The organism is Sphingobacterium paramultivorum (assembly GCF_014109745.1).
Taxonomy (GTDB): domain Bacteria; phylum Bacteroidota; class Bacteroidia; order Sphingobacteriales; family Sphingobacteriaceae; genus Sphingobacterium; species Sphingobacterium paramultivorum.
Genome location: NZ_CP058555.1, coordinates 1,545,278 through 1,568,644 on the forward strand (window position 1 = coordinate 1,545,278; position 23,367 = coordinate 1,568,644).

At 38.7% G+C, this 23,367-nt stretch carries 21 protein-coding genes; 10 read left to right on the forward strand and 11 right to left on the reverse strand.

Features of this window, described 5'->3' with window-relative positions; translation table 11 throughout:
- Positions 1-23: 23 nt before the first annotated feature.
- Complete coding sequence (locus tag HS960_RS06655) at positions 24-1,076, reverse strand: sugar phosphate isomerase/epimerase family protein (RefSeq protein WP_182331900.1); 1,053 nt, start codon at positions 1,074-1,076, stop codon at positions 24-26.
- Positions 1,077-1,407: 331 nt separating this feature from the next.
- Between HS960_RS06655 and HS960_RS06660 the strand changes: the two genes are divergently transcribed.
- Positions 1,408-3,096, forward strand: a complete 1,689-nt coding sequence (locus HS960_RS06660; RefSeq protein ID WP_182331902.1) for a GMC oxidoreductase — start codon at positions 1,408-1,410, stop codon at positions 3,094-3,096.
- A gap of 20 nt (positions 3,097-3,116) precedes the next feature.
- Entirely contained in the window at positions 3,117-3,686 is a 570-nt protein-coding gene (locus tag HS960_RS06665) for a gluconate 2-dehydrogenase subunit 3 family protein (protein ID WP_153844652.1), read from the forward strand.
- Positions 3,687-3,715: 29 nt separating this feature from the next.
- Here the strand turns inward: HS960_RS06665 and HS960_RS06670 are convergent, their stop codons facing one another.
- The 4 genes from HS960_RS06670 to HS960_RS06685 form a co-directional block, all read right to left on the reverse strand.
- The gene (locus HS960_RS06670) at positions 3,716-4,255 is read right to left on the reverse strand and encodes a hypothetical protein (protein ID WP_153844651.1); all 540 of its coding nucleotides are present in this window, start codon (positions 4,253-4,255) and stop codon (positions 3,716-3,718) included.
- A gap of 142 nt (positions 4,256-4,397) precedes the next feature.
- The gene (locus tag HS960_RS06675) at positions 4,398-5,108 is read right to left on the reverse strand and encodes a LytR/AlgR family response regulator transcription factor (RefSeq protein ID WP_202883763.1); all 711 of its coding nucleotides are present in this window, start codon (positions 5,106-5,108) and stop codon (positions 4,398-4,400) included.
- Positions 5,101-6,276 carry a sensor histidine kinase gene (locus tag HS960_RS06680; protein ID WP_182331904.1) on the reverse strand — a complete coding sequence of 392 codons (1,176 nt, stop codon included), beginning with the start codon at positions 6,274-6,276 and terminating at the stop codon, positions 5,101-5,103. The genes HS960_RS06675 and HS960_RS06680 overlap by 8 nt, the downstream gene beginning before the upstream one ends.
- A gap of 63 nt (positions 6,277-6,339) precedes the next feature.
- The gene (locus HS960_RS06685) at positions 6,340-8,742 is read right to left on the reverse strand and encodes an outer membrane beta-barrel protein (RefSeq protein WP_182331906.1); all 2,403 of its coding nucleotides are present in this window, start codon (positions 8,740-8,742) and stop codon (positions 6,340-6,342) included.
- 247 nt (positions 8,743-8,989) lie between these two features.
- Here HS960_RS06685 and HS960_RS06690 point away from each other — a divergent pair, with 247 nt between their 5' ends.
- On the forward strand, positions 8,990-10,012 hold the full coding sequence (locus tag HS960_RS06690) for a bestrophin family protein (protein WP_153844648.1): 1,023 nt from the start codon (positions 8,990-8,992) through the stop codon (positions 10,010-10,012).
- 6 nt (positions 10,013-10,018) lie between these two features.
- Here the strand turns inward: HS960_RS06690 and HS960_RS06695 are convergent, their stop codons facing one another.
- Positions 10,019-10,477 (reverse strand): Lrp/AsnC family transcriptional regulator, encoded by a 459-nt coding sequence (locus HS960_RS06695; protein ID WP_153844647.1) that lies wholly within the window; start codon positions 10,475-10,477, stop codon positions 10,019-10,021.
- A gap of 144 nt (positions 10,478-10,621) precedes the next feature.
- On the opposite strand from HS960_RS06695, the gene HS960_RS06700 reads away from it, so the two are divergent.
- Positions 10,622-11,827 (forward strand): aminotransferase class I/II-fold pyridoxal phosphate-dependent enzyme, encoded by a 1,206-nt coding sequence (locus HS960_RS06700; RefSeq protein ID WP_182331908.1) that lies wholly within the window; start codon positions 10,622-10,624, stop codon positions 11,825-11,827.
- Between the two features lie 208 nt (positions 11,828-12,035).
- Positions 12,036-13,220 (forward strand): metallophosphoesterase, encoded by a 1,185-nt coding sequence (locus HS960_RS06705; protein WP_159726521.1) that lies wholly within the window; start codon positions 12,036-12,038, stop codon positions 13,218-13,220.
- 35 nt (positions 13,221-13,255) lie between these two features.
- Here the strand turns inward: HS960_RS06705 and HS960_RS06710 are convergent, their stop codons facing one another.
- Together HS960_RS06710 and HS960_RS06715 are read right to left on the reverse strand one after the other, a co-directional pair.
- The gene (locus HS960_RS06710) at positions 13,256-13,660 is read right to left on the reverse strand and encodes an NUDIX hydrolase (RefSeq protein WP_159726523.1); all 405 of its coding nucleotides are present in this window, start codon (positions 13,658-13,660) and stop codon (positions 13,256-13,258) included.
- A gap of 98 nt (positions 13,661-13,758) precedes the next feature.
- On the reverse strand, positions 13,759-14,409 hold the full coding sequence (locus tag HS960_RS06715) for an ankyrin repeat domain-containing protein (RefSeq protein WP_202883802.1): 651 nt from the start codon (positions 14,407-14,409) through the stop codon (positions 13,759-13,761).
- Positions 14,410-14,822: 413 nt separating this feature from the next.
- Here HS960_RS06715 and HS960_RS06720 point away from each other — a divergent pair, with 413 nt between their 5' ends.
- Together HS960_RS06720 and arr are read left to right on the forward strand one after the other, a co-directional pair.
- Entirely contained in the window at positions 14,823-16,034 is a 1,212-nt protein-coding gene (locus tag HS960_RS06720; protein ID WP_182331910.1) for an amidohydrolase, read from the forward strand.
- Between the two features lie 213 nt (positions 16,035-16,247).
- Positions 16,248-16,991, forward strand: coding sequence for an NAD(+)--rifampin ADP-ribosyltransferase (gene arr / locus HS960_RS06725; RefSeq protein WP_182331912.1), 744 nt, complete (start codon positions 16,248-16,250; stop codon positions 16,989-16,991).
- Positions 16,992-17,023: 32 nt separating this feature from the next.
- On the opposite strand, the gene HS960_RS06730 is transcribed toward arr, so the two are convergent.
- Positions 17,024-17,608: a hypothetical protein gene (locus HS960_RS06730; RefSeq protein WP_182331914.1), complete on the reverse strand. Its 585-nt coding sequence runs from the start codon at positions 17,606-17,608 to the stop codon at positions 17,024-17,026.
- Positions 17,609-17,932: 324 nt separating this feature from the next.
- A complete protein-coding gene (locus HS960_RS06735) occupies positions 17,933-18,499 on the reverse strand; it encodes a YceI family protein (protein ID WP_145326844.1) in 567 nt (188 codons plus the stop codon).
- Positions 18,500-18,698: 199 nt separating this feature from the next.
- Between HS960_RS06735 and HS960_RS06740 the strand changes: the two genes are divergently transcribed.
- Positions 18,699-19,754 (forward strand): NAD(P)-dependent alcohol dehydrogenase, encoded by a 1,056-nt coding sequence (locus HS960_RS06740; RefSeq protein ID WP_182331915.1) that lies wholly within the window; start codon positions 18,699-18,701, stop codon positions 19,752-19,754.
- A gap of 37 nt (positions 19,755-19,791) precedes the next feature.
- Here HS960_RS06740 and HS960_RS06745 read toward each other — a convergent pair whose 3' ends face one another.
- Positions 19,792-20,238 (reverse strand): GNAT family N-acetyltransferase, encoded by a 447-nt coding sequence (locus HS960_RS06745; protein ID WP_202883764.1) that lies wholly within the window; start codon positions 20,236-20,238, stop codon positions 19,792-19,794.
- 323 nt (positions 20,239-20,561) lie between these two features.
- On the opposite strand from HS960_RS06745, the gene HS960_RS06750 reads away from it, so the two are divergent.
- Both HS960_RS06750 and HS960_RS06755 read left to right on the forward strand, forming a co-directional pair.
- Positions 20,562-21,506 carry an aldo/keto reductase gene (locus tag HS960_RS06750; RefSeq protein WP_182331917.1) on the forward strand — a complete coding sequence of 315 codons (945 nt, stop codon included), beginning with the start codon at positions 20,562-20,564 and terminating at the stop codon, positions 21,504-21,506.
- 139 nt (positions 21,507-21,645) lie between these two features.
- The gene (locus HS960_RS06755; protein ID WP_182331918.1) at positions 21,646-23,361 is read left to right on the forward strand and encodes a M14 family metallopeptidase; all 1,716 of its coding nucleotides are present in this window, start codon (positions 21,646-21,648) and stop codon (positions 23,359-23,361) included.
- Positions 23,362-23,367: the final 6 nt, after the last annotated feature.

The following is a 23,367-nucleotide window of genomic DNA, read 5'->3' on the forward strand; positions in this document are numbered from 1 at the left end:
TTTAATGACGATATCTTTTGTAATTACAAACCCAATAGTTTACGGTTAAGGCTATCATTGGTTTCGACGGCAGCAAAATTATCGAATGCCTTATCAGTAACACGGATAATATAGTCTTTAATATGCAGCGCGCCTTCCCGTGCACCATCTTCAGCATTTTTGAATGCACATTCCCATTCCAGTACTGCCCAGCCTTGATAATCATATTGTGTGAGTTTGGTAAATATGGCTTTGAAATCCACTTGTCCATCACCAATTGATCTGAAACGACCGGCTCTTGACTGCCAGCTTTGGAAGCCACCATAGACGCCCTGACGACCAGAACGATTGAACTCAGCATCTTTAACATGAAACATTTTAATTCGCTCATGGTAAATGTCGATGAATTGAAGGTAGTCAAGACATTGAAGGACAAAATGGGAGGGATCATAGAGAATGTTTGCCCGCTTGTGGTAATTTACATTTTCGAGAAATAAGTCAAAAGTAGCACCGTCATGGAGATCTTCTCCGGGGTGTAATTCATAACATAGGTCGACATCGTACAAGTCACATTCATCGAGAATTGGTAACCATAATTTTGCAAGTTCAGCAAAACCTGTTTCGATCAGATTAGCTGGTCTTTGTGGCCAAGGGTATATAAATGGCCATAGAAAAGCTCCACTAAAGGTTGCTAGCGCTTTAAGTCCGAGGTTGTGGGAAGCTTGTACGGCATATTTTAATTGCTGGATCGCCCACTGTTGTCGTGCTTGAGGATTACCATGTAAATGCTGTGGCGCAAAGGCATCAAATAGATCATCGAAACTTGGATTTACAGCCACTAATTGCCCTTGGAGATGGGTTGAAAGTTCGGTGATCTCCAATCCAAAAGATTGTACTTTAGCTTTTAGATCAAGTGCATAGCTTTTATCGAGCGCTGCTTTTTCTAGATCGATAAAACGGGCATCTAAGGTTGGTAGTTGTATTCCCTTATAGCCAAGCTCTGCAGCCCACTGGCAGATTGAGTCCAAGGAGTTAAATGGAGCTTCATCGCCGATAAACTGTGCGAGAAAGATAGCAGGACCTTTAATTGTTGTCATATGTATTGTGTTTTGAAAAAGACTATGTTATGTACAAAACAGATCAATATTCCAATTCGTTTGAAGAAATGGCTCAGTCTGTCGTTTATACTATTATAATTTGGTTATTCAAGCTACCTGCTTGTTTAATACAATATTACAAAAATTTGCAACCGGTTGCAATAAAATCAAAAAAAAACCTTAAACTTGTTTAGACGATCTATTCTTACGCTTTCGAAAATATAAGAATGGATCGTCTAAACAAGGTAAAACTGTCAGGCATCTTTGTGGCGCTTGATTTGAGAGGGAAATTTCCCTTCGAGTAATAACCAAATAAACCAATTATAAATAAATGGCAAATAATGTTTATGATGCAATTGTCATCGGGTCTGGGATCACAGGTGGCTGGGCAGCCAAGGAACTAACGGAGCGTGGACTTAAAACCATCATGTTAGAAAGAGGACGCAATATTGAGCATATCAAAGATTACCCATCACCAAACAAAGATCCTTGGGATTTTCCGCATCGGGGTCGGGTGCCCTTGGATCGTGCCCAGCACTACTTACCTTTTGGAATTAAAAATCAATGGATGAACGAAGGGAACATCGACTTTTGGACTAATGAGACAGAAAGTCCATATAAGGAAATAAAACCCTTTAATTGGTTCCGGGGCTATCACGTTGGTGGGCGCTCGCTTATGTGGGGGCGGCAAAGCTATCGGTGGTCGGATGTTGATTTTGAAGCAAATAGCAAAGACGGGCATGGGGTTGACTGGCCCGTACGTTATAAAGATATAGCACCTTGGTATAGTCACGTTGAAAAATTTGCGGGTATTTCGGGTAATAGAGACGGTATAGCGGTGCTGCCCGATGGCGAATTTATGCCACCAATGGACATGAATATTGTGGAGAAAGATCTTGCTGCGCGATTGAAATCGCATTATCAGGGAAAACGACACTTTATAATTGGCCGGGTAGCCAACATAACAGTGCCCCACCATGGCCGTGTTAATTGCCAATACCAGAACAAATGTTGGCTGGGTTGCAATTTCGGCGCTTATTTTAGCACACAGTCTGCAACATTGCCTGCAGCAGTGAAGACAGGGAAACTTACCCTACGACCATTTTCCATTGTAAAAAGCATTATTTACGATCGGGATACACAGAAAGCTAAAGGAGTAGAAATTGTTGATGCGGAGACGAATCAAACCTACGAGTATTTTGCTAAAATTGTCTTTGTATGTGCTTCGACTTTAAATTCCACCTGGGTGTTAATGAATTCAGCTACCGATGTATGGGAAGGTGGTCTTGGGAGCAGCAGTGGTGAATTGGGACATAATCTGATGGATCACATGTTAAATAGTGGGGCTGGGGGAAGAGTTGAAGGATTTGAGGATAAATATATTTTTGGACGACGCGCCAATGGATTATATGTACCCCGATTTGCTAATATTGCTGGCGATACCAAGAAGAGAGATTACATACGTGGTTTTGGCTATCAAGGCGGAGCTTCAAGGGGACAATGGTCAGGTAAGGTCGATAATAAGAGCGTAGGCGGGGCTTGGAAAGATGCTATCGCCGAGCCCGGAAGCTGGGGAGTAGGTTTTACTTCATTTGGCGAAATACTTCCATATCACGAAAATAAAGTCCTATTGGATTCATCTGTAAAAGATAAGTGGGGCCTTCCTGTACTGGCTATAGATGCAGAGATTAAGGATAATGAGCGGAAAATACGGGTTGATGCAAGCCATGAAATGAAGGAAATGTTGGAATCTATCGGTGTCAAAGACGTAACAACCTACGACAACGGGTTTAGTATGGGACAGGGAATTCATGAAATGGGAACAGCACGGATGGGCAATGATCCGAAAACCTCGGTATTAAACAAATTTAACCAAGTATGGGATGCTAAAAATGTTTTTGTGACAGACGGGGCCTTTATGACTTCTTCTTCCTGTGTGAATCCATCGCTTACCTATATGGCATTTACAGCAAGAGCAGTAGATTTTGCTGTAAATGAGTTAAAAAAAGGGAATCTTTAATATTTTATGGTGCAATAGTTATGAATAGACGAGAAGCAATACAACGTGTAGCCATACTCATGGGAGGAACAGTTATTGGTGCTTCGTTATTTTTGGAAGGATGCCAAAGGTCTGCTTCGAAAGATATAGAAATGCTCTTTGATCCAAAATCAATCGATTTTTTGGGAGATCTCGCGGAGGCGATTCTTCCTAAAACTACTACCCCAGGGGCGAAAGAAGCTGGTGTAGGTTCTGAAATTCCCGTTATAGTGCGAGACTGCTATAAACTTGAAGAACAGCAGGTTTTTCTGACTGGAACAGCCGGAATTGACGAACGTGCCAAGAAAGAATTCGGACGTAATTTTCAGCAACTCGACAAAAAAGACCAAACTGCTTTTGTTGATATTTTGGACAAGGAAGCACAAGATTACGATGAAAAGAAAGCAGCTAATGAACTGCCCCATTTTTTCACACTCTTTAAACAGCTTACACTCCTTACATTCTTTAGCTCAAAATTAGGCGCCACGGAAGTGTTCCGTTATGTGAAAATCCCAGGGAAATATAACGGCGATTTCCCTTATCAAAAGGGTGATCATGCTTGGGCAACCTAGCTAATAAATTTTATATTGACCCCTTGTCTTTAATTGGCAGCGGGGTCAATTAAAGAGGTTGTCAAGCCTATGAACTTTAAAAGATTTTTGCTATCGAAAAGTAAAGTGGTAAAATGTGTTCCTGTTTTCATCGTCAGTCTGGTACCACCCGGAAAAGAGCTTCCAGCATCAAGTTTTTCCTTTTTAACATTGTGTCGGCTGAATTTTGAGAGCGCCTCCTTGACTGTTGTTTTATTGATCGCAAGATCAAAAGGCAACCCTTCGACAACCAGAAACTTGTCATCAGGGATATCAAAAAATAGTTCATTGACGGATTTATCAGCCCCATAATTGCTATAGAGTTCCAAGCCGGATTTTGTGATCCATTTTGCATACTTTTCTTCGTTGGCATCTTCATAGAAGACTGTTTTTACATTTAATGTAGCCGCTATTTTATCTATTGTCTGCGGAAATACAAATTCACTGTTTTTATTTAACAATGATTTTAACTCCGCTTTGTTCTGCGCGAAAGTCGTTGCAGCAAAAAGGAAAAGACCTATATTTAATGTAAATGCTTTTATCTTCATCATATCCTCGTTCTATGTTTGGCAGTTGTTTATGTCCGTTAGATTAAAATTAATCAAACGAATAAAAATATACAATAGTGCTTTATACTTGTTTTGATAGCGGGATCAACTAAAGTTTTCAGCATGCGTATCGTCTATAATCGATCTAATTTAATCCTAAAAGCGCATATAAGAGATCTTTTTTATTGCTCGCAATGGGGATAGTTTTTCCATTTGAAAGCTGGACTATATTTCCATTTAGCGATTGTATGCTATCTGTATTGACAATGAATGCTCTATGAATTCGAAAGAAACTGGTGTTATGTAAAATTTCTTCCATCGCCTTAAGGGTAGATAGGGTTTGATGTGCACTGGTATGCATGACAATATTCAAATAGTTTCCCTGAGCTTCAATGTATAGAATATCAGTAAGCACAATCTTTATAAATTTATTTTCACTTTTTATAAAAATTCGTTCTGTTTTTATTGGTTTGGTATTTAGATTGTTAAGGGGGGATATTTGTTCTTTTACTCTATTTGCAGCTTTCAAAAAGCGTTCAAATCGAATGGGTTTAATGAGGTAATCTACGGCACCTTTTTCAAATCCGTCAATGGCGAAATGTCGATGGGCAGTTATAAAAATAAAGTAAGGTTTTTGGGCCAGCGTTTCCAACAGATCTAAACCAGTTAAGCGGGGCATCTCAATATCGCTAAATACAATATCGATCGGATTTTCCTGCAGAAAAGCCATTGCCTCCAGTGGCTTACTGAAGGTCTTTTTTAATTCCAAAAAAGGTACTTGTTCGACGAAATCCGTAATAAGTTCAATGCCTAAAGGTTCATCATCGATGATGATGCAACTATATTTTTCAATCATGTTGTAATGCGATATTCAATGCAACGCTAAATTCATTGGAGCTATCTATGATGTGAAGGTCGCTTTGGTTTGGGTAAATTAATTGTAAACGCTTTTGTAAATTTTTAATACCGATACCCGTAAAGCTAGGCGTTTTCACGGTATTGAATACATCTTTGTCATTTTTTATTTTAAAGGTGACCTGATCTTTGCTGATGTGAATAGTAAGTATGACATAGGATGCTTCCTCGTTTTTCAGCCCATATTTAAATGCATTTTCGATAAGGGTGAAGGTCAATAACGGAGCAATCGTTAAAGCGTGAGCATGCGCTCGCCCCTCTATATTTAGTTCAATCTGATATGATTTTGGGTAACGCATTTTTTCCAATGAAAAGTAATTCTCTATAAAATCCAGCTCTTTAGCTAAGGAGACGTATTCTGCATCCGAATCGTATAGTGTATACCCCATAATTTCGGATAAATTTAATACGACCTCAGGCGCTGTGTCGTCTTTTTTTAGCGTCAAACGATAGAGGTTGTTAAGCGTGTTGAATAAAAAATGTGGATTGAGCTGTGCTTTTAAAAATGCCTTCTCTACGCTAATATTTTCCAATAATAATTTTGACTTCTGCTCTAGGATTCGCATTCGGTCTTTATTTATTCTTCTGATGTCGATTAATATTTTGGTAAAGAAAAAAGGTGACAATGAATAGATAACCGACAATGCATTTAATAGCACTGCTTTAAAGCTGAATACGGACCACAGGTTGGGAATGAAGTCCTTTTCCTTGCCCATTAATGGATACAAATTGGAAATATCAAAACCATATTTGTAAGCTAGCACATAAAACAAATTATTGATAAATAACCAAATAAAAATACATACTGGCGCAGTTAAGAGAGGTAATATCCATAAATTTAAGTTCCTCGCGTAAGGGATAACCAAGTAGAAAAATAGATAAAAGACAACAAGAGAAGACAATAAAACACGCGTTGACAAAAATATTGACTGGTTTGAGGATATTCCAGTTACATAATAGTAGTTGCTGAACAGGAGCAGGGTAAATGTAAACCACATTCCAAAATGAAGTAGGATACGTACATTCGTTGTATAAAAAGTATCGAAATCCTGCTTCCTGAAAAATGTATCTGCTTTAGTGATGTATTGATTAAGTCGAGATTGTTTCATAAATCCTTAGATAGTTCAGTTTTGCGGCTCATTGAGCCGCAAAGATAAAAAATAGTGGTACATTTATAATCTTCCTTTCTCCTCCATACTGCTTGATTCCATTCGTTTTGCTTTAAAGGTAGTGCCGGTTCTGAAGTTATATAGTAAAGAAATGGAGCATACACGCGATTGCTCCCTGTGCATTATCCAGATTTTAGTATTGTTAAAATAACTTGTCGCGCGATAATTATTGGTAAAAAAGATGTCGCTAATATTTGCCTTGGCAACCAATTGATCTTTGATTAGTTTTTTCTGGATCCCTAGATCAACGGAGCAGATGGCTTTAGTTACAATATTTCCAAGTAACATTTGGGGGGTGTAAAAAGCATTCAGATTTATACTATATCCTTTGCCAAAGGAAATTTCTTGTTCTGTCTGTAATAAAAAAGAAGCTTTCTTTAAATTAAAATAGGGGGAAGTTGAACGTGTATGAGTGAATAAAATCGTGTTCGTACTTGACCAGCAGGGTAGTAACGAAACGGGAGCGCTCAAGGTGGCTGTCCATACTCCTTGAGTTCCAACGTTGTCTTTAATAACTGTTAATAGTTCTTCTTCTGCCTGATTGCGTATAATTTGTGAGATCGCATTTCTGGTATGGGAATAGTTCAAAGCAGTATAATATTTTTCCTTCCACAATCCACTAATTTCGAGGGAATTTGTAAACTGCGGCTTCAGAAAGGGATTTCCCGTCTGTACGGAATAATTATCTATATAATATTTATAGGGATTTAAATCAAAATATGAGGGCCGTTTAATTCTTCTATTGTAGGTAAGTGATACATAATTGCTTCCCTGCGAGTTTAAATTCTTCTTTAAAAAAATACTTGGGAACAAATTGAAATAGTCCTGTGCGAGTTTGTCCCTTTGCTCGCTTAAAAGTTGTCCTTGAATATTGGATTTCTCGCCTCTTAATCCCAATTGATAATCTATTTGGGCCCATTTTCCCGTATAATTTGCATAGGTAGCATAAATTCGTTCTTCATAATCGAACTGGAAATCAAGGGCAGGCATTGGCATCCAGGCCTGATGAAAGACCTGGTATTGATTGGTATTCATGATATTTGTTGCGGTCGCTTTTACACCAATTGATAAATTGTTTCCAGATTTAGTTATCCAATTATACTTTGCGTCGCCAGTAAAAATTTTTGCTTCGCTGGGATAATCCAATCTGAACAAAGTATCACTGCGTATGTTACCATTAGCATCGAAATCGGCACTATTGCTGATACTATTTCCGTTTCGTTGATTGTGTGTGTAATCGATAACAACGCTGAATTTCGAATGTAAACTGTCTGTTTCCACGACATAATTTAAACCTAGATTCTGGTAGTTGGATTTTGATTCGGACGGAAAGCTACCTTGCGAGTGGATGTTTTTTGCCGCATCGGGGTAGAAAATTGTCGAATGAGCCGTGGATGGTCCAAGGAAACTGCTGTATTGACCGGTGTAGGATAGTCCGAGAAATTGTTTTCCAGTGAAATCATAGGTCGCACCAAGCCGTATACGGTCGTTTTTGTTGGTCTGAGTATTTTCCGTTTCTTGCTGATATAATCCCTGATTTGGAAAATCTCGTCGTTGTTTTAGTTCCTCGTATGACTTTGCACGGCTATGGGAATAACTTGCCATTAAACCAACTTTACCCATTCGATAATTCAAACCTGCATAAGGAGTGTACGTACCATATTTTCCAAGCCCAATTGCATAGTCATTGCCAATATAACCATTGAGGCCCTGTTTATCTTGCTTTTTTAGCACTATATTGATGATACCACCACTGCCTTCTGCGTCGAACTCTGCAGAGGGATGTGCGATAATTTCAATGGATTGGATATCGTTGGAACGCAAGGTTTGAAGGTAGTTCCTGAGATCATTTCCCGCGAGGTTAATACTTTTGCCATCGACAAGAATACGTGTTCCTACAACCCCATTAATGGAGATTTGACCATTGTTAACGAATACCCCGGGAGCCATTTTAAATAATTCCAAAGCCGATTTTCCAGAAGCATTGGCGGTTTGTGCTACATTCATAATGAGGCGGTCAATTTTTCGCTGTATTGTTGGTTTGCGCTTATTTACTGTTACTTCATCTAATTTGAGGTTGGATAGTAGTGATTTTGGGATAATGAATGTTAGAGGGACTTTAAGGTCGTTAATTTCAATTTTTTGCTGCGTTCTGAGTACATTTTCCACACGAATTGAAACGAGGTAAGTCTCTTTTTCGGTAAGCGTTAACTGAAAATTTCCATGTTCATCTGTTATTTTTTCAATGAGAGAATCTTTCTTTACATGTAATGCGCGAAAGGATAATGAAGCATAGGGGATCGACGCGCCATATTGATCCGAGACTTTACCAACAATGGCGGTTTGGGCGAACAGGAAGTTGTTAAGGAGAAAGGTGATAAGACTGAAAGTAATTAATTTGATCATAAATTTTGAATAATTATTCAAAACTAGTTTCGCTGGTGGCTTATTTCAATTTTTTTGGATATAAGGGAACCTTTTAGGGATGGAACCAGTAAATTTAGGGATAAGCCATATAAAGCGACGAGGTTTATTGTTATAAAAATGAGCGGGATAAAATATCATCGTGCCGAAAACAATTTAGCGTATTGGACAGTTACAATTTAAATTGTACTTTCATAACGTTTTTAATAAAGGAAGATATTTAATTTTTATGATCACAACCAAGTATTTTAATCATCGACAAATATTTAATTTAGCGGGTGCACATTTAATATGGCTGACGCTTTGGTGCTCTCTGGTGGCGGTCATCTATTATTTTTTTAATTGGCAGTGGATGATAATTCCCTGGGTACCATTGGCTTTGATCGGAACCGCTGAGGCTTTTTATGTCGGGTTTAAGAATAATCAGGCCTATGATAGACTTTGGGAAGCCCGGAAAATCTGGGGTGGGATTGTCAATTCAAGTCGTTCTTTCACGGCAATGTTATATGCCTTTGATACCCAGGATGGTGATCATACCGATTTGGAGGAGCGGAGGAAAAGGATTGCCTATCGCCATATCGCTTGGCTATACACTTTTCGTGAGCAGTTGTTGATCCCGACAGAATGGGAGCACATCAGTTTGAAAAAACACTTTGGTTCAATGAATGTTAAACGGAACAGGCTGATAAAGGCTGGCTTTCCTGATTACAGTAGAACATCGATTTTTTTACGCAAATACCTTTCTACAGATGAGTTTAAGCTGCAGAGCACATATAAAAATTTTGCAACTTATTTGATTTCTAAACAAGCAAAGGAAGTTAATGCATTGAAAAATGATCAAATCATTTCGGATTTTAACCAAACGCAACTGCAGAATTGCCTGAATCAATTTTACGACTATCAAGGTCAGGCAGAAAGAATCAAAAAATTTCCTTCACCGAGACAGTTTGCCAGTACAGCATTTGTCTTTAATGTCATTCTCATCATTCTGCTCCCATTGGGCCTAGTAAATGAATTTGCGAAATTGGGCGACTGGGGGATATGGACGAGTATTCCTTTTTGTGTGGTAATTGGATGGATTTATATTGTGATGGAATTGGTCGGCGATTATACCGAAAATCCTTTTGGAGGACTCATGTTTGATGTGCCTATGCTTTCGATTTGTCGGACCATAGAAATTGATGTGTTGCAAATGGTGGGAGATGAGGATCTTCCGGAGGCAATTGCATCGAAAAATGGTGTTTTGGTTTAAATTTTCTTACAGATCTATTGCTATTGTATTTTTCACCTCAGCGATCATAAATGAGCTATGGGTGCTTGCGATATGCTGTAGGCTCGTTAACTTCGTTAACATAAAACTGCGATAGTCTGCCATATCCTGGACACAAATCTTTAGGATATAGTCGTAGTCGCCACTCACGTGGAAACACTCGGTTACCTCCTGAAGGTTCATGACCTCTTTTTCAAATTGTAAGATATACTCCTTTTTGTGCTGTGTTAATTTTACGTGGCATAATACGAGGAAATCTTTTGCTATTTTCTTTTTATCAAGTATGGCGACATAGCCTGCGATAATTCCAGTATTTTCGAGTTTACGGACTCTTTCATAGACCGCTGTTACGGACAAGCTCAGTTTGTAGGAGAGTTCTTTGGTCGTTTGTTTGGCATCTTCCTGTAGAAAACGCAATAGCTTACGGTCAATCTCGTCGAAGTGCATAGATTTTTTTTTGGTTTTTACTAGCTCGTTTTAAATCAGTTAGATATTTTAACTAATTATTGTTTGTATAATAGATTTATATTCTAAGATAAGTAAAATTACTTGTAATATAATTTGAAATATCTCAATTTTAAAGATAAAAACATGGAAAATTTTAACGCAGCAAATGAAATTCAAGATTTGCAATACTTTGGTGAGTTTGGAGGAGTGAACCCGTCTATTTCAGATAGCTCCACCTATACTTTTCTTTCCGCTAAAAAGATGTTCGACACATTTGAAGGGAATGCGGAAGGCTGTTATCTCTATTCAAGGCATTCGTCGCCGATGAATTTGTATTTGGCACAAGCCTTAGCTAAAATGGAGGATACCGCTGCGGCCAATGTAACATCTTCTGGGATGGGAGCGATTACAACAGTTCTTTTACAACTATGTAAAAGTGGTGACCATATCATTTCCAGTAGGACAATCTACGGTGGAACTTATGCCTTTCTTAAGAATTTTCTCCCGCCTTTCCAGATTGAGACGACATTTTTGGATATTAATGATGCCGAAGAACTCGAAAGATCGATAAGACCTAATACAAAAGTGCTGTATTGTGAAAGTGTGAGCAACCCTTTATTGCATGTGGCAGATTTAAGAAAACTTTCGGCCATCTGTAAAAAATACAAGCTAAAACTGATTGTCGACAATACGTTTTCTCCATTGTCCATCTCGCCAACACTTTTGGGAGCAGACATTGTCATTCATAGTTTAACGAAATTTATCAATGGCAGCAGTGACACTGTCGGTGGGGTTTATTGTGGAAGTCAGGAGTTTATTAATGAAACAAAAAATGTGAACACAGGGGCCTGTATGTTATTGGGGCCAACGATGGACAGTTTACGTTCGGCGAGTATATTGAAAAATTTAAGAACACTTCATATACGGATGAAACAGCATTGCTATAATGCGATGTATCTTGCCGAGCGGTTTGAGAAAGATGGACTAAAGGTATCTTATCCGGGCTTGCAGTCGCATCGAGATCATGAATTAATGAAAAACATGATGCATGAGAGCTATGGTTTTGGGGGCTTAATGACAGTTGATGTGGAAACAACCGAAAAAGCCAATGAATTAATGGAACTGATGCAGGCTGAAAATTTAGGGTATTTAGCCGTCAGCCTAGGATTCTATAAGACGCTATTCTCCTGTTCAGGTAGTTCTACGTCGTCAGAAATTCCTGAAGAAGATCGTTTAAAGATGGGCATTTCCGATGGATTGATCAGGTTTTCCATTGGCCTAGATCAAGACATTGAGCGTACTTATCAAAAAATGAGAGCATGCATGCAAAAGACTGGAATTTTGGAGTAATAAGCAGCATTTCGGTTGGATCATTTATGGGATAATCAGACATCTTGACATGTTTTGGAGGAAACTATGCGAGGTTTTCTGATTGATTGGAGTGCAAAAAGTTTCAATTGTCACATGTACATCACTATTTACGATGATAGGGGCTTTAACAGTTGAAAAATCTCTTTTGGCATATCATTAGCAATTTAAAATCAATATTTTAGTTAATATGGCAAAGAGACTTTTACTGATATTATTCTTATTTGTTTTGGGTGATATCTATTTTTTTCAGGCGTTCAGCACGGTTATTCATGGTTCAATTTGGCACAACATGTATTGGGGCATTGATATCCTATTGTTTTTTGGTGTTTTTAGTTTAATTTTTTTACGGAGAGCGGGGTATGATGTCCAGGAGACAGCAACAAGTTTGATCACGGCATTTTTAATTGTTTTCATACCAAAATTGCTTGCTGTTCCCTTTTTATTTGTTGAAGATCTGATGCGTATTTTTCGTTATTTTCCTCCACGTAGTATATTTTTGAGTGAGATTGTATTGTTTTTGGCGGGGGCCATATTATTGGTTATTTTTTTCGGTTTAACGAAAGGTCGTTATTTCTATAAAGTGCGGGAGGAAGTATTGAGTTTTCCTGATCTACCTATGGCGTTTGACGGTTTTAAAATTACGCAGCTATCGGATATTCACTCTGGTAGTTTATCTGATATCAAAAGGGTACGTAAAGGTATCGAATTAGCCAATGCACAAAACAGTGATCTGGTATTGTTTACGGGTGATCTAGTCAATAATAAGGCTTCCGAAATGGAACCCTGGGTTTCGGACTTCAATCGATTAGAAGCTCCTTCGGGCAAGTTTTCAGTCCTTGGAAATCACGATTATGGAGATTATGTGCAATGGGAAAGTGTTGAATCAAAAGCCTTAAATTTGAATAGGCTTAAGGAAATTCATCATGAAATGGGATTTAAATTGCTGCTAAATGAATCGATAGCGATAGAAAAGCAAGGTGAGCATATTTCGTTAATTGGTGTTGAAAATTGGGGAAAAGGAGGGTTCCATCAATATGGTGATCTCGCTAAAGCAACCCTTGGATTGGACGCGGATACCTTCAAAATTTTGATGTCTCATGATCCTTCACATTGGGATCATGTTACTTTGGACTATAACCAACATGTCCATCTGACGCTGGCGGGACATACGCATGGTATGCAGTTTGGGATAGAATTATTTGGGTTAAAATGGAGTCCAATTCAATATTTTTATAAACAGTGGGCTGGACTCTATCAAAAACAAGGAAAATATCTTTATGTCAACCGTGGTTTTGGTTTTCACGGCCTAAAAGGTCGGATAGGTGTTTGGCCTGAAATTACGGTTATTACATTACGGAAAAGCGTTGTCTGATATTTTGGTATGAGAAACAACGCTCATCTGTTCTATCAATCGATAAGGTTCATTTCCTTTAATCGGTGAAAGATAATCTGATCTACGGCAGAAGTCCTATGTTTGTCCTTATAGGTTAACCATTCAAATGTCTCGATTTCATTCGCTGGATGCAATACTCCTTCGAAATCAGAAAAGTAGCAGATCATTCTTACGAGCGTACCTTGATTTCGTCCATCGGCGATTGCTTCAAAGGTGCCCAAAAGGCGCATTGATTCTTCGACGATGTGCACAGAAAGCTCCTCCAGTATTTCTCTTTTTAAACAGGTAATATCGGATTCATTATTCTCTCGTTTACCACCAGGAAAGTAAAATTTTGTTTTAGTCTTGGAACGTGCGCTCAGGATTTTCCTATCTTTAATGCTAATTAAAGCAACTTTGTCTATTATATTATGCTGCATATTGCAAAACTAGCCATTGAGAATGAAAAATCAGATAGCATAGTGAAATACTGCTTGAAATTTTATTCAAATTTGAGTATTTAATGGAAGATGAACCTTTATATTTCTGATGTTAGTATCTTAACAATTTCATTGAAGTCTCTTTGTTTTGCGTGTTGCAAAGGGCTTGTGCCATTGAAGTCCGGAATATCCAATTTTGCCCCAGCATCTTTTAGAATCTGAATAATTTCCTGATATTTTTTGCTTCCGTCACCGAGTACAATTGCTTCCATCAAAGCAGTCCATCCTAAACGATTGACATGGTCCAAAGGGAAATTTTTGGTATTGGCCAATAATCTTACCGTTTCTACATATCCACGTTCACAAGCCGGGATTAAAGCTGTGCCATTATATCGATTAAATAAATCAAAGCGAGCGCCGTGATCTAAGAAAAGTTTGACGAGTTCAACTTGCCCACTTGCTCCTGCGTATAAAAATGGGCTATCCATATTGTCGGCCTGAAGGTTGACATCGGCACCATACTCTACCAATAATTTAGCCATTTCAATATTTCCGTTGTTTGTCGCGATAAGTAGAATAGAACGTTTATTCGTATCTTCACTATTCACGTTGGCATTATTTTCTAGCGCTTTTTTCACTCCCTGTAAGTCATTTTTGGTGACCAATTTAATAATCTCTTCCTTGGACGGATTTTCAGTATATGAGTTTTCGGTTAATGCCGATCGGCACGAATTTGTTATGCTCATCATTATCAAGAGTATTAAAGTTGTTTTCATCAATTTATTGTGCTGTAATTTTTTCAATAAAGCCGAAGAAGCTTCGCTGTCTAATACAAAAATAGTAGCTAAGGCTGTTTTTACAATGTGGTTTTCATTCCATCTGTTGGACAATTTATTACTACAGTGTATTTTAAGTGTCGTTCTCATTGGTCTCATGCTGGCTGAAAGCACATTCGTTGTAGTTTCACCTTATGCATACTGTTGAGCAAAAGTCGGCGCTGTGATAAATTGTTCAAGTATCGAGATGTATTCTGCAAAAGATCTGGGAGAATCATTGCGACCTTTGTTCTGGTGATACTGAATAATAAAAGTGGAAAAATAATACCGTTTCTATTGTCCGGTAATTTTTAGAGAACAAGAAAAAGAATATTATCAAAATAAATATGAAAGCTAAAACATATATTTTAGAAAACGTACGGCTTGAGACAGGATTCGAGTTTGATGGAAAGGAAGTTATAAGCACAAATACGGCTTTATTCTGTGTAGAAGTTGAAGAGGGTAAGATCAAAGGAATCAAACCAAATACTGCAAATGCTAATGCGATCGATGCAAAAGGACATTTGATGTTGCCGGCTTTTAAGGATATGCATGCCCATTTGGATAAAATGTTGTTTGGTCTGCCATGGGAAGCTGTATCGCCAACACGGCATACCGTAAAAGATATGATCGCGTATGAGCAGAAGATGATCCCAGAATGGTTAAGCACCTCCGTCGAAAGAACGGGCAAAATGCTGAATTTTCTGCAGGCATACGGAACTGATTTTATTCGTTCACACTTCAATGTTGATCCAACATCTGGACTAAAATCGTTAACAAATTTGGAAAAGGCACTTGCATCGAAAAAAGACACGGTAGAAGCGGAGCTGGTTGCTTTTCCACAGCATGGCCTCTATTATACGGATACTTTACCCATTTTGAAGGATGTTGCAAAACTGGATGCTGTTAGTTTCATAGGTGGAGTAGATCCGTACTCTTTGGACGGAAGTATCGAAAAAAGTATGGAGCAGATTACACAGTTGGCGCTTGATAACAATAAGGGAATTGACATACACCTCCATGAAATGGGAGAAAGTGGTATGAAGACAATCGAGTTTTTGATCGACCGTACATTGGAAAACCCCCAATTAAAAGGGAAAGCTTTTGTTAGCCATGCTTTTGCACTTAGTCGCCTCACAAATGTAGAAGCTGAAAAAATTGCGGCACGTCTCGCAGAAGCGGGGGTAGGAATTGTGTCCTCTGTGCCCTTTGGCAATATGATTATGCCTATTCCGACACTTCGGAAATATGGGGTGGAGGTTTTGATTGGAAATGACAATATTCAGGATCACTGGAATACGTTTGGCTCGGGAAACATGCTGCAGAAAGCGAATCTTATTGCTGAACTTTATGGTTATGGAACAGAATTCGGCTTATCTAGAACACTCGCTTTCGCGACACGTTACAAATTGCCTTTGGACAATAATGGAAATCAACAATGGCCGAAAGTGGGTGATGAAGCAAGTATGGTTTTTGTTGATGCAAGTTGTTCCGCTGAAGCAGTTTCTCGTATTTCACCGGTGACTTCCTTGATACACAAAGGCAATATTGCATTCTAAAGAGATCGACTATTGGATAATTTAGCTGCTCTGTGGAGGTCAACTGTTCTCAGGATTCCAGCGAGAAATATTGAAAATAAGAGAACAATTTTGTTATTCTTAATAACTGGCTTTTTACATACAGAGCCTTGCTTAAGTCCTGATGTTACTAAGGGTATTCACTTATAACTACATCGAGGATAATATTCGGTTGAATAGATAATAATTTATACGATGGAATTTTCACCATTTAACGGGGTTGTCAAACTTTGCCTAAAAGGCATACAATTGGAAGAAAACGGTAGACACGATGAAGCGCTGTTCTTTTTTGCAGAGGGTTATCGGGAGGCAAGCGATGACCATGAGAAGTTTATTGCAGCCTATTTTGTATCCCGGCAGCAGAAAACGGTGTCGGATCTTTTGAAATGGCTGCACATAGCCTTAGATCACGCATTGGTAATCGGTGATGATCGAGCTACCAGTGCGTTGCCCGGAATGTATTTGAAGATTTGTGCCTGTTACACAAGTTTAGGAGAAGAAGCAAAGGCAAGTGAATATGCTAGGTTGGCCTCTTCTTATAAGAACATTCCCTTTGATAAGGGACCTTTTTATCACGGTACAAAAGCAGATGCACAAATCGGCGACTTATTGGTTCCAGGCTTCAATTCTAACTATCAAGCCGACTTCAAAATGAATCATATTTATTTTACAGGTATGATGAATGGGGCCGGACTTGCAGCGGCCCTGGCAAAAGGTGAGCGCAGCGAGCGGGTATTTATTGTTGAACCTACCGGTGATTATGAGCATGACCCTAATCTGACGGACCAGAAGTTTCCCGGAAATCCGACACGTTCCTATAGATCTGAATTTCCATTAAAAATTATAGGTGAGGTTGCTGAATGGGCAAAACCAGGTGTTCAGGAACTTGGAAAATTTCGTGATAAACTAGATCAGAATGATGGCGAGATTATCAATTAAGAAACCAAGAGCGGTTGCTCCGGCAATCGAAATTATGTCTTACTGATAACAATCTTACTGATGACTTCAAAATCTGAAATTCGATAATCGTCGTCAAAAAATAACCCGTTGATATAACGTTGTATAGGATAGAACAGATCGGCCGGTGTATCACCGAAAAACGTTTTGAAATCGTTCGGAATAGAATACAGATAATTGTATTGCCCTTTACCCAAACTGATACCGCCGATCTTTTTGAGATAACCCGTTATCTTATGTTTATTTTTGTTGGAGAATGCTTCTTTCGTCTCTATAAAATAATCTTCAATGTAAAAATTACGGATATCCTGAAGATTAAGTATGCTGTTTGGAGCAGGTTTGATACGTCTTGAATAGGATACATCAACCAAAATACAACTGGCTTTATGCGCTTTCGCGAGATCAATAAAGTAGCCTTCATCGACCATAAGGTGTTTACTGTCTTTATATACACCGAGCAGCATTTCATTGATCTCCCGATCCGAATAATCGGATATATTAGAAGATCTTCCCAACTTTTCAAATGCGAGGTCACTTTCACTCCAATTTTTTCTAATTCTATTAAGCTCGTGCTGTTGAAAAGTTTTTATTTTCTCCATATATAATTTGTCTACCCTTACTTTAGCGAGTTTAAAGATAATTTTAAAACTTTACTTTCATCAATCTTATCGCTTGCTAAGTGCAATTTGAATCAAATCTAATTTAACAGAGTCTTTGTTTAATGTTGTAGCACAGCGCTAATGCGCTATTTCTGAGGAAGAATAAGTGCCGCACTGTTGGATTTTCCATGCCGGTATGAGGTGACATCACAGCCTTAAGTAGTCTGTGTGTAAAAGCAGCTCGAGTAAATTATGTCGATTCTCGGTGCGATTATTCAATGAAGGAAGAGCCGCCTGTATTAACAGAGGGCTCCTACGAAGTTTTTACTTTACAGCCTTAAGCACGATATCTAAGGTGAATTCATCATCGATGGCGCGATTGCCTAGGTCGGAGAAAAAGCTTGCTGAACGATACTGTATATCAAAGTCCAGCCGATTTACCTTAACTCCTATAGCTTCAGCAGAAAGTCCATCTGCAGTTGTGGTGACTTTTGCTGGAAAGGAGATCGATTTTGTTTTATTCTTAATCGTCAGATTACCGGTTATGATTGGAGTGCCTTTGCTATTATCAACTTTACTGATGACAAATTTGCTGCTAGGGTAGGTAGGCACATTGAAGAAATCTTCATTTTTTAGGTGCCCGGTCAATTTAGGTGCGTCAGTACAAGCCATGGAATTCATATCTATGGTAAAACCTCCGCCGGTAATTTTCCCTTTTTCTGTCTGTACCGTGCCTTCTTGTATATTGATTGTTCCCACATGTCCCCCGACAACTTTTTTCGCATTCCATTTGATCGTCGAATTTTGCGTGTTCACTTTGTAGCTTATCTTTTGGGCGAAGGCCATTGATGTTAAGCAAATAATTGCTAGCGTTAGACTGGTTCTTTTCATTGAAGTGATTTATATGAACTCAAATATACATGGTCTTGTGCGGATACTTCTATGTTTAAACTTGTTTTTTTGTTTGCGCAGTGTCAATATTGTGTTTGCCTTTCTTTATCCGTCATCGATACCCGCTAACTTAGCACAACGTAAATAGGGGATCGAAGATATCTTCGTATCCAAATTGTGGTCTATAAAAAAAGATAATATGATTAAGTCGAAAGGTTATGCGGCGAAAGACAGTAGTTCTCCACTTGAATACTGGGAGTTTGAAAGGAGAGAGCTTGGTGCAAACGATGTTTTAATAGATATCTTGTACAGCGGGATCTGTCACTCTGATATTCATCAAGTACATGATGAGTGGGGTGGTACACAATACCCAATTGTTCCCGGGCACGAAATTGTTGGTCGGATAAGTGCAGTTGGTCCTGGAGTGACTAAGTTCAAAAAAGGTGACCTGGCAGGTGTCGGTTGTATGGTTGCTTCCTGTGGCGAATGCGATAACTGTAAGTCAGACCAACAACAGTTCTGTTCAGAAAAGAAGACCGTCTGGACGTACAACAGCAAAGATGTGATGCACGATCACAGCTATACTTTTGGTGGTTATAGCAATAATATTGTTGCGGATGCAGATTTTGTGCTGCATGTGCCGGAATCTTTGGATATTAAAAAGGTGGCACCGCTACTCTGTGCAGGAATCACCACCTATTCGCCATTAAAAAGATGGAATGTTAGCAAAGGGCATAAAGTTGGTGTGTTAGGCTTAGGCGGATTGGGACATATGGCTGTTAAAATTGCAGTGGCAATGGGGGCAGAAGTCACAATGATAAGTCATTCACCGCGCAAAAAGGAGGATGCTGCTCTACTTGGAGCACACAAGTTCTTAAATACGCATGAGGCCGATGAAATAAAAGAATTCTCATCGTATTTTGATTTTATTATTGATACCGTATCAGCACCGCATGACTATAACCTCTATCTTGCATTATTGAAAACAAAAGGAGTTTATATTTGCGTGGGGATTCCGGCTGCGCCCATGGAAATTAATGGACGCTCAATCATGGGGGGAAATAAGATCCTAACGGCTTCCAGCATTGGGGGAATACAGGAAACTCAGGATATGCTTGATTTTTGTGCTGAACATAATATTCTACCTGAAACAGAAATGATTGATATCGACTATGTAAATGAGGCGTATCAAAGGGTATTGGATAGTGATGTGAAATATCGTTTTGTAATCGATATGTCGTCTATTGAAAAGTAATGCAAAAACAGGTCGGTTAAAGAGCCGACCTGTTTTTTTAAATCTTATCCTTGTTTGAGTACTTCATATGATATGAATGCTCGTCTTCTCCGATAATTTCGAAACCAAGACTAAAGTAGAGCTTTTGCGCTTTATTAGTTTTTAACACATGTAATGAAATCGACTTCCCTTCATAAATTGCCTCATTTATAAGATCTTTTAATATCTTTTTTCCCAGCCCTTTCCCTTGATAGCGGGGATCGATCTGTATTTGAATCAACTCGATATGAGCCCGTCCTTTCTCGATTTTCAAAAGCCCGATAGGGATATTGTCATATTCAATGATAGCAGCATGTTCAAATTTGTATTTAATTCTTTGTAGATGTGAATCCGTAGTAGTGGGTAACGCGGCGGCAATTAAATGTGGGGTCATGGTTTTTGCTCTTAGATCTAAAAGAAAAATCAAATCACTTTCCATTGCTGGTCTATATACTATTGGGATCATGGAAGATTGGGTTTTGTCAATTTAATCTGTTCAATCTATTGAAAGCTTTATCGGACATGTTCAGGACCCGTCATATTGATGTCGGCCATGAGAACTAAGATGGCATTTTAGGCTATGAGCACAATCATCCGGCCGAAAGCCTGTTGCAATTTAGTATAATAAATAGTAACTGCGTACTAAATTACAGTAAAGTACTTTACTCTTTTTGACAATTAGATGTGAAGAATGCTGTCGTGGCTCAAGATGAATACTGTAACTTTAGCTTTATAGCTATACTTGCATAGCGATTTTTTATTTAAAGGAACAATAAACAGATAATTTCAATGAAAAAGGTAGAAATACAACACACAGATTTGCAGATAGCTCCAATTAATTTTGGCGGGAATGTTTTTGGCTGGACATTAGATGAGCAAAAATCGTTTGAAATGCTAGATAAGTTCGTAGGAGCAGGATTTAATTTTATCGATACGGCAGATACCTATTCTTGGTGGGTGAATGGAACCGGCGGGCAGTCCGAAGAAATTATTGGGAAATGGTTAAAAAGCCGTGGTAACCGTCAAAATATAGTAATCGCAACAAAAGTTGGATCCGAGACTAAGGAGCACGGATATGATATCTCAAGGAAACATATTTTGAAATCTGCTGATGAATCATTGCGACGATTGGGAGTAGATCATATTGATTTATACTATACCCACTTTGACGATAACATAACACCTGTGGAGGAGACATTGTCGGCTTATGCTGACTTAATAGAAGCAGGCAAGGTACGTTATATTGCCGCTTCTAATCTATCGCCGGCGCGGTTAACGGAAAGCTTTGATGTTGCTGAGAAAAATGGTCTTCCTAAATATGTTGCTTTGCAACCGCATTATAATTTGGTAGAGCGCACAGGTTTTGAAACAGATTATGCGGGATTGGTCGAGAAGTACGGCTTGAGTGTATTTCCATATTGGTCACTTGCTGCAGGTTTCTTGACCGGTAAATACCGTACTGAAGCTGACTTTGATAAAACGGCTAGAGGCGGTGGGATCAAAAAATATTTTGATGCTAAAGGTAAAGCTGTCCTGGAAGCGCTCGATGTTATCTCCGAGAAACATGGGACAAAACAGGCGACTGTAGCATTAGCATGGTTGTTGGCTAAACCGCTAATTACCGCTCCCATTGTGAGTGCTACAAGTGAGCGTCAATTGGATACGTTATGTGCGGCTCCGGCTCTTAAATTAGATACGGAAGATATTGAATTATTAAACGAGGTCAGCAAATAAGATAGCGATAAAGAGTAAAAACAAAATCCCTACATTTCTTAGGGATTTTGTTTTTATCGGGAAGCCGTTCTTAATAGAAGGGCGAGATTGCTTACGCATTTTAACAAGTTTATCGTAAATTGGAGCCTAAATTGATCTTATGAAACAGTTCCTGATATTATTTTCTTTCATGCTTTTTGGCAGAAGTTATGCCCAAATACTTACACCTTATGAACGGGGTAATGGCAATCAATCGGCAACTTTTGAAGAAATGCGGGCATATTATCAGGAATTGGCACAGAAATATACAACAATTCACTATGAAACAAGGGGAGAAGACGATAACAATAAACCAATAGATGTTGTTGTATTTAATCCGTTTGGAAAGACTCTGGAAGTGGCTAGGGAAGAGAGGTGCGTTTTATTGGTCAACAATGGTATTCATCCTGGAGAGCCAGACGGTATTGATGCGACTATGATGCTCATGCGCGATTTGGCGACAGGAAAGATAAAGGCACCTCAAAATGTTATTGTTGTTGCGCTGGCGAGTTACAATGTGAGTGGGATGTTAAATCGTGGGAGCTTTTCCAGAGCTAATCAAAATGGCCCTGAGGAGTATGGTTTTCGTGGAAATGCAAGACACTATGACTTAAATAGGGATTTTATTAAGACAGATACTAAAAACTCGCGGAGTTTTCAGCGAATTTTTCAATGGGTCAAACCAGATGTTTTTATAGATAATCATGTCAGCAATGGGGCCGATTATCAGTACACCTTCACCTATATCTCAACAAACAAAGAACGTCTAGGAAACCTTTTGGGAAATTATTTTAACAGCCACATGCAAAAAAACTTACTCAAGGATCTCCAAAAGAAAGGATTTATGTCTGTTCCCTATGTTAACATCCACAACGATGTGCCCGATGGAGGTTTTCCAACCTTTATGGATTCGCCAAGATACGCAACAGGCTACACCAGTCTATTTAATGTAATCGGAACTGTTGTGGAAACACATATGTTGAAACCTTATCAAGAACGTGTCAAAGCGACTTATGACTATATGCGTTGTAACCTGGATTTTATCGAACAGAATTATAAGGTGATTAAACAAAAAAGAGCTGAAAACCTAAAGCAATATCAAATAGGGGATAAATATGCCATAGCATGGAAGCTTGATTCCTCAAAATATGAATCGCTGGAATTTAAGGGCTTCGAGGCAAAATATAAACCAAGTGACGTTTCTTCGAAAGATAGGTTGTGGTATGATAGAAACGCTAAGTTTTCAAAACAAGTTAAGTTATATAATACATATGTTCCGATAAAAGAAGTGACGATTCCATCGTATTATGTCATTCCGCAGTCTGAATGGAAAATTATTGAATTGTTGACACTCAATCAAATCAAGATGATTCCGCTTAAACAAGATTCTGTTATTGCGGTGGAACAGTATAGGATTAAGGATTTCAAGACAACTTCAAGTCCATATGAGGGGCATTATTTACATTTTGACACCAGTCTCCTTCGGGAGTCCAACAAGGTAAACTTCAGTGCCGGTGATTTTTTGGTCCCTTTGAACCAGGACGGTGTGAAGTTTCTGCTGGAAACCTTGGAACCTGAAGCAATAGACTCTTATTTTAATTGGAATTTCTTTGATGCGATCTTAGGACAAAAAGAATACTATTCAGCTTATGTTTTTGAAGATACAGCAGCCAAGCTTCTAAAGGAGAATAAAGATTTAAGATCTGCCTTTGAGCGCGAAAAGATGAACAACCCTAAACTTGCTGCAAGTAGTAGTGCGCAGCTGGATTGGATATACAAAAATTCACCTTATTATGAAGAGTCACATCTTCTCTATCCTATTTATCGCATCAATTGATGATGG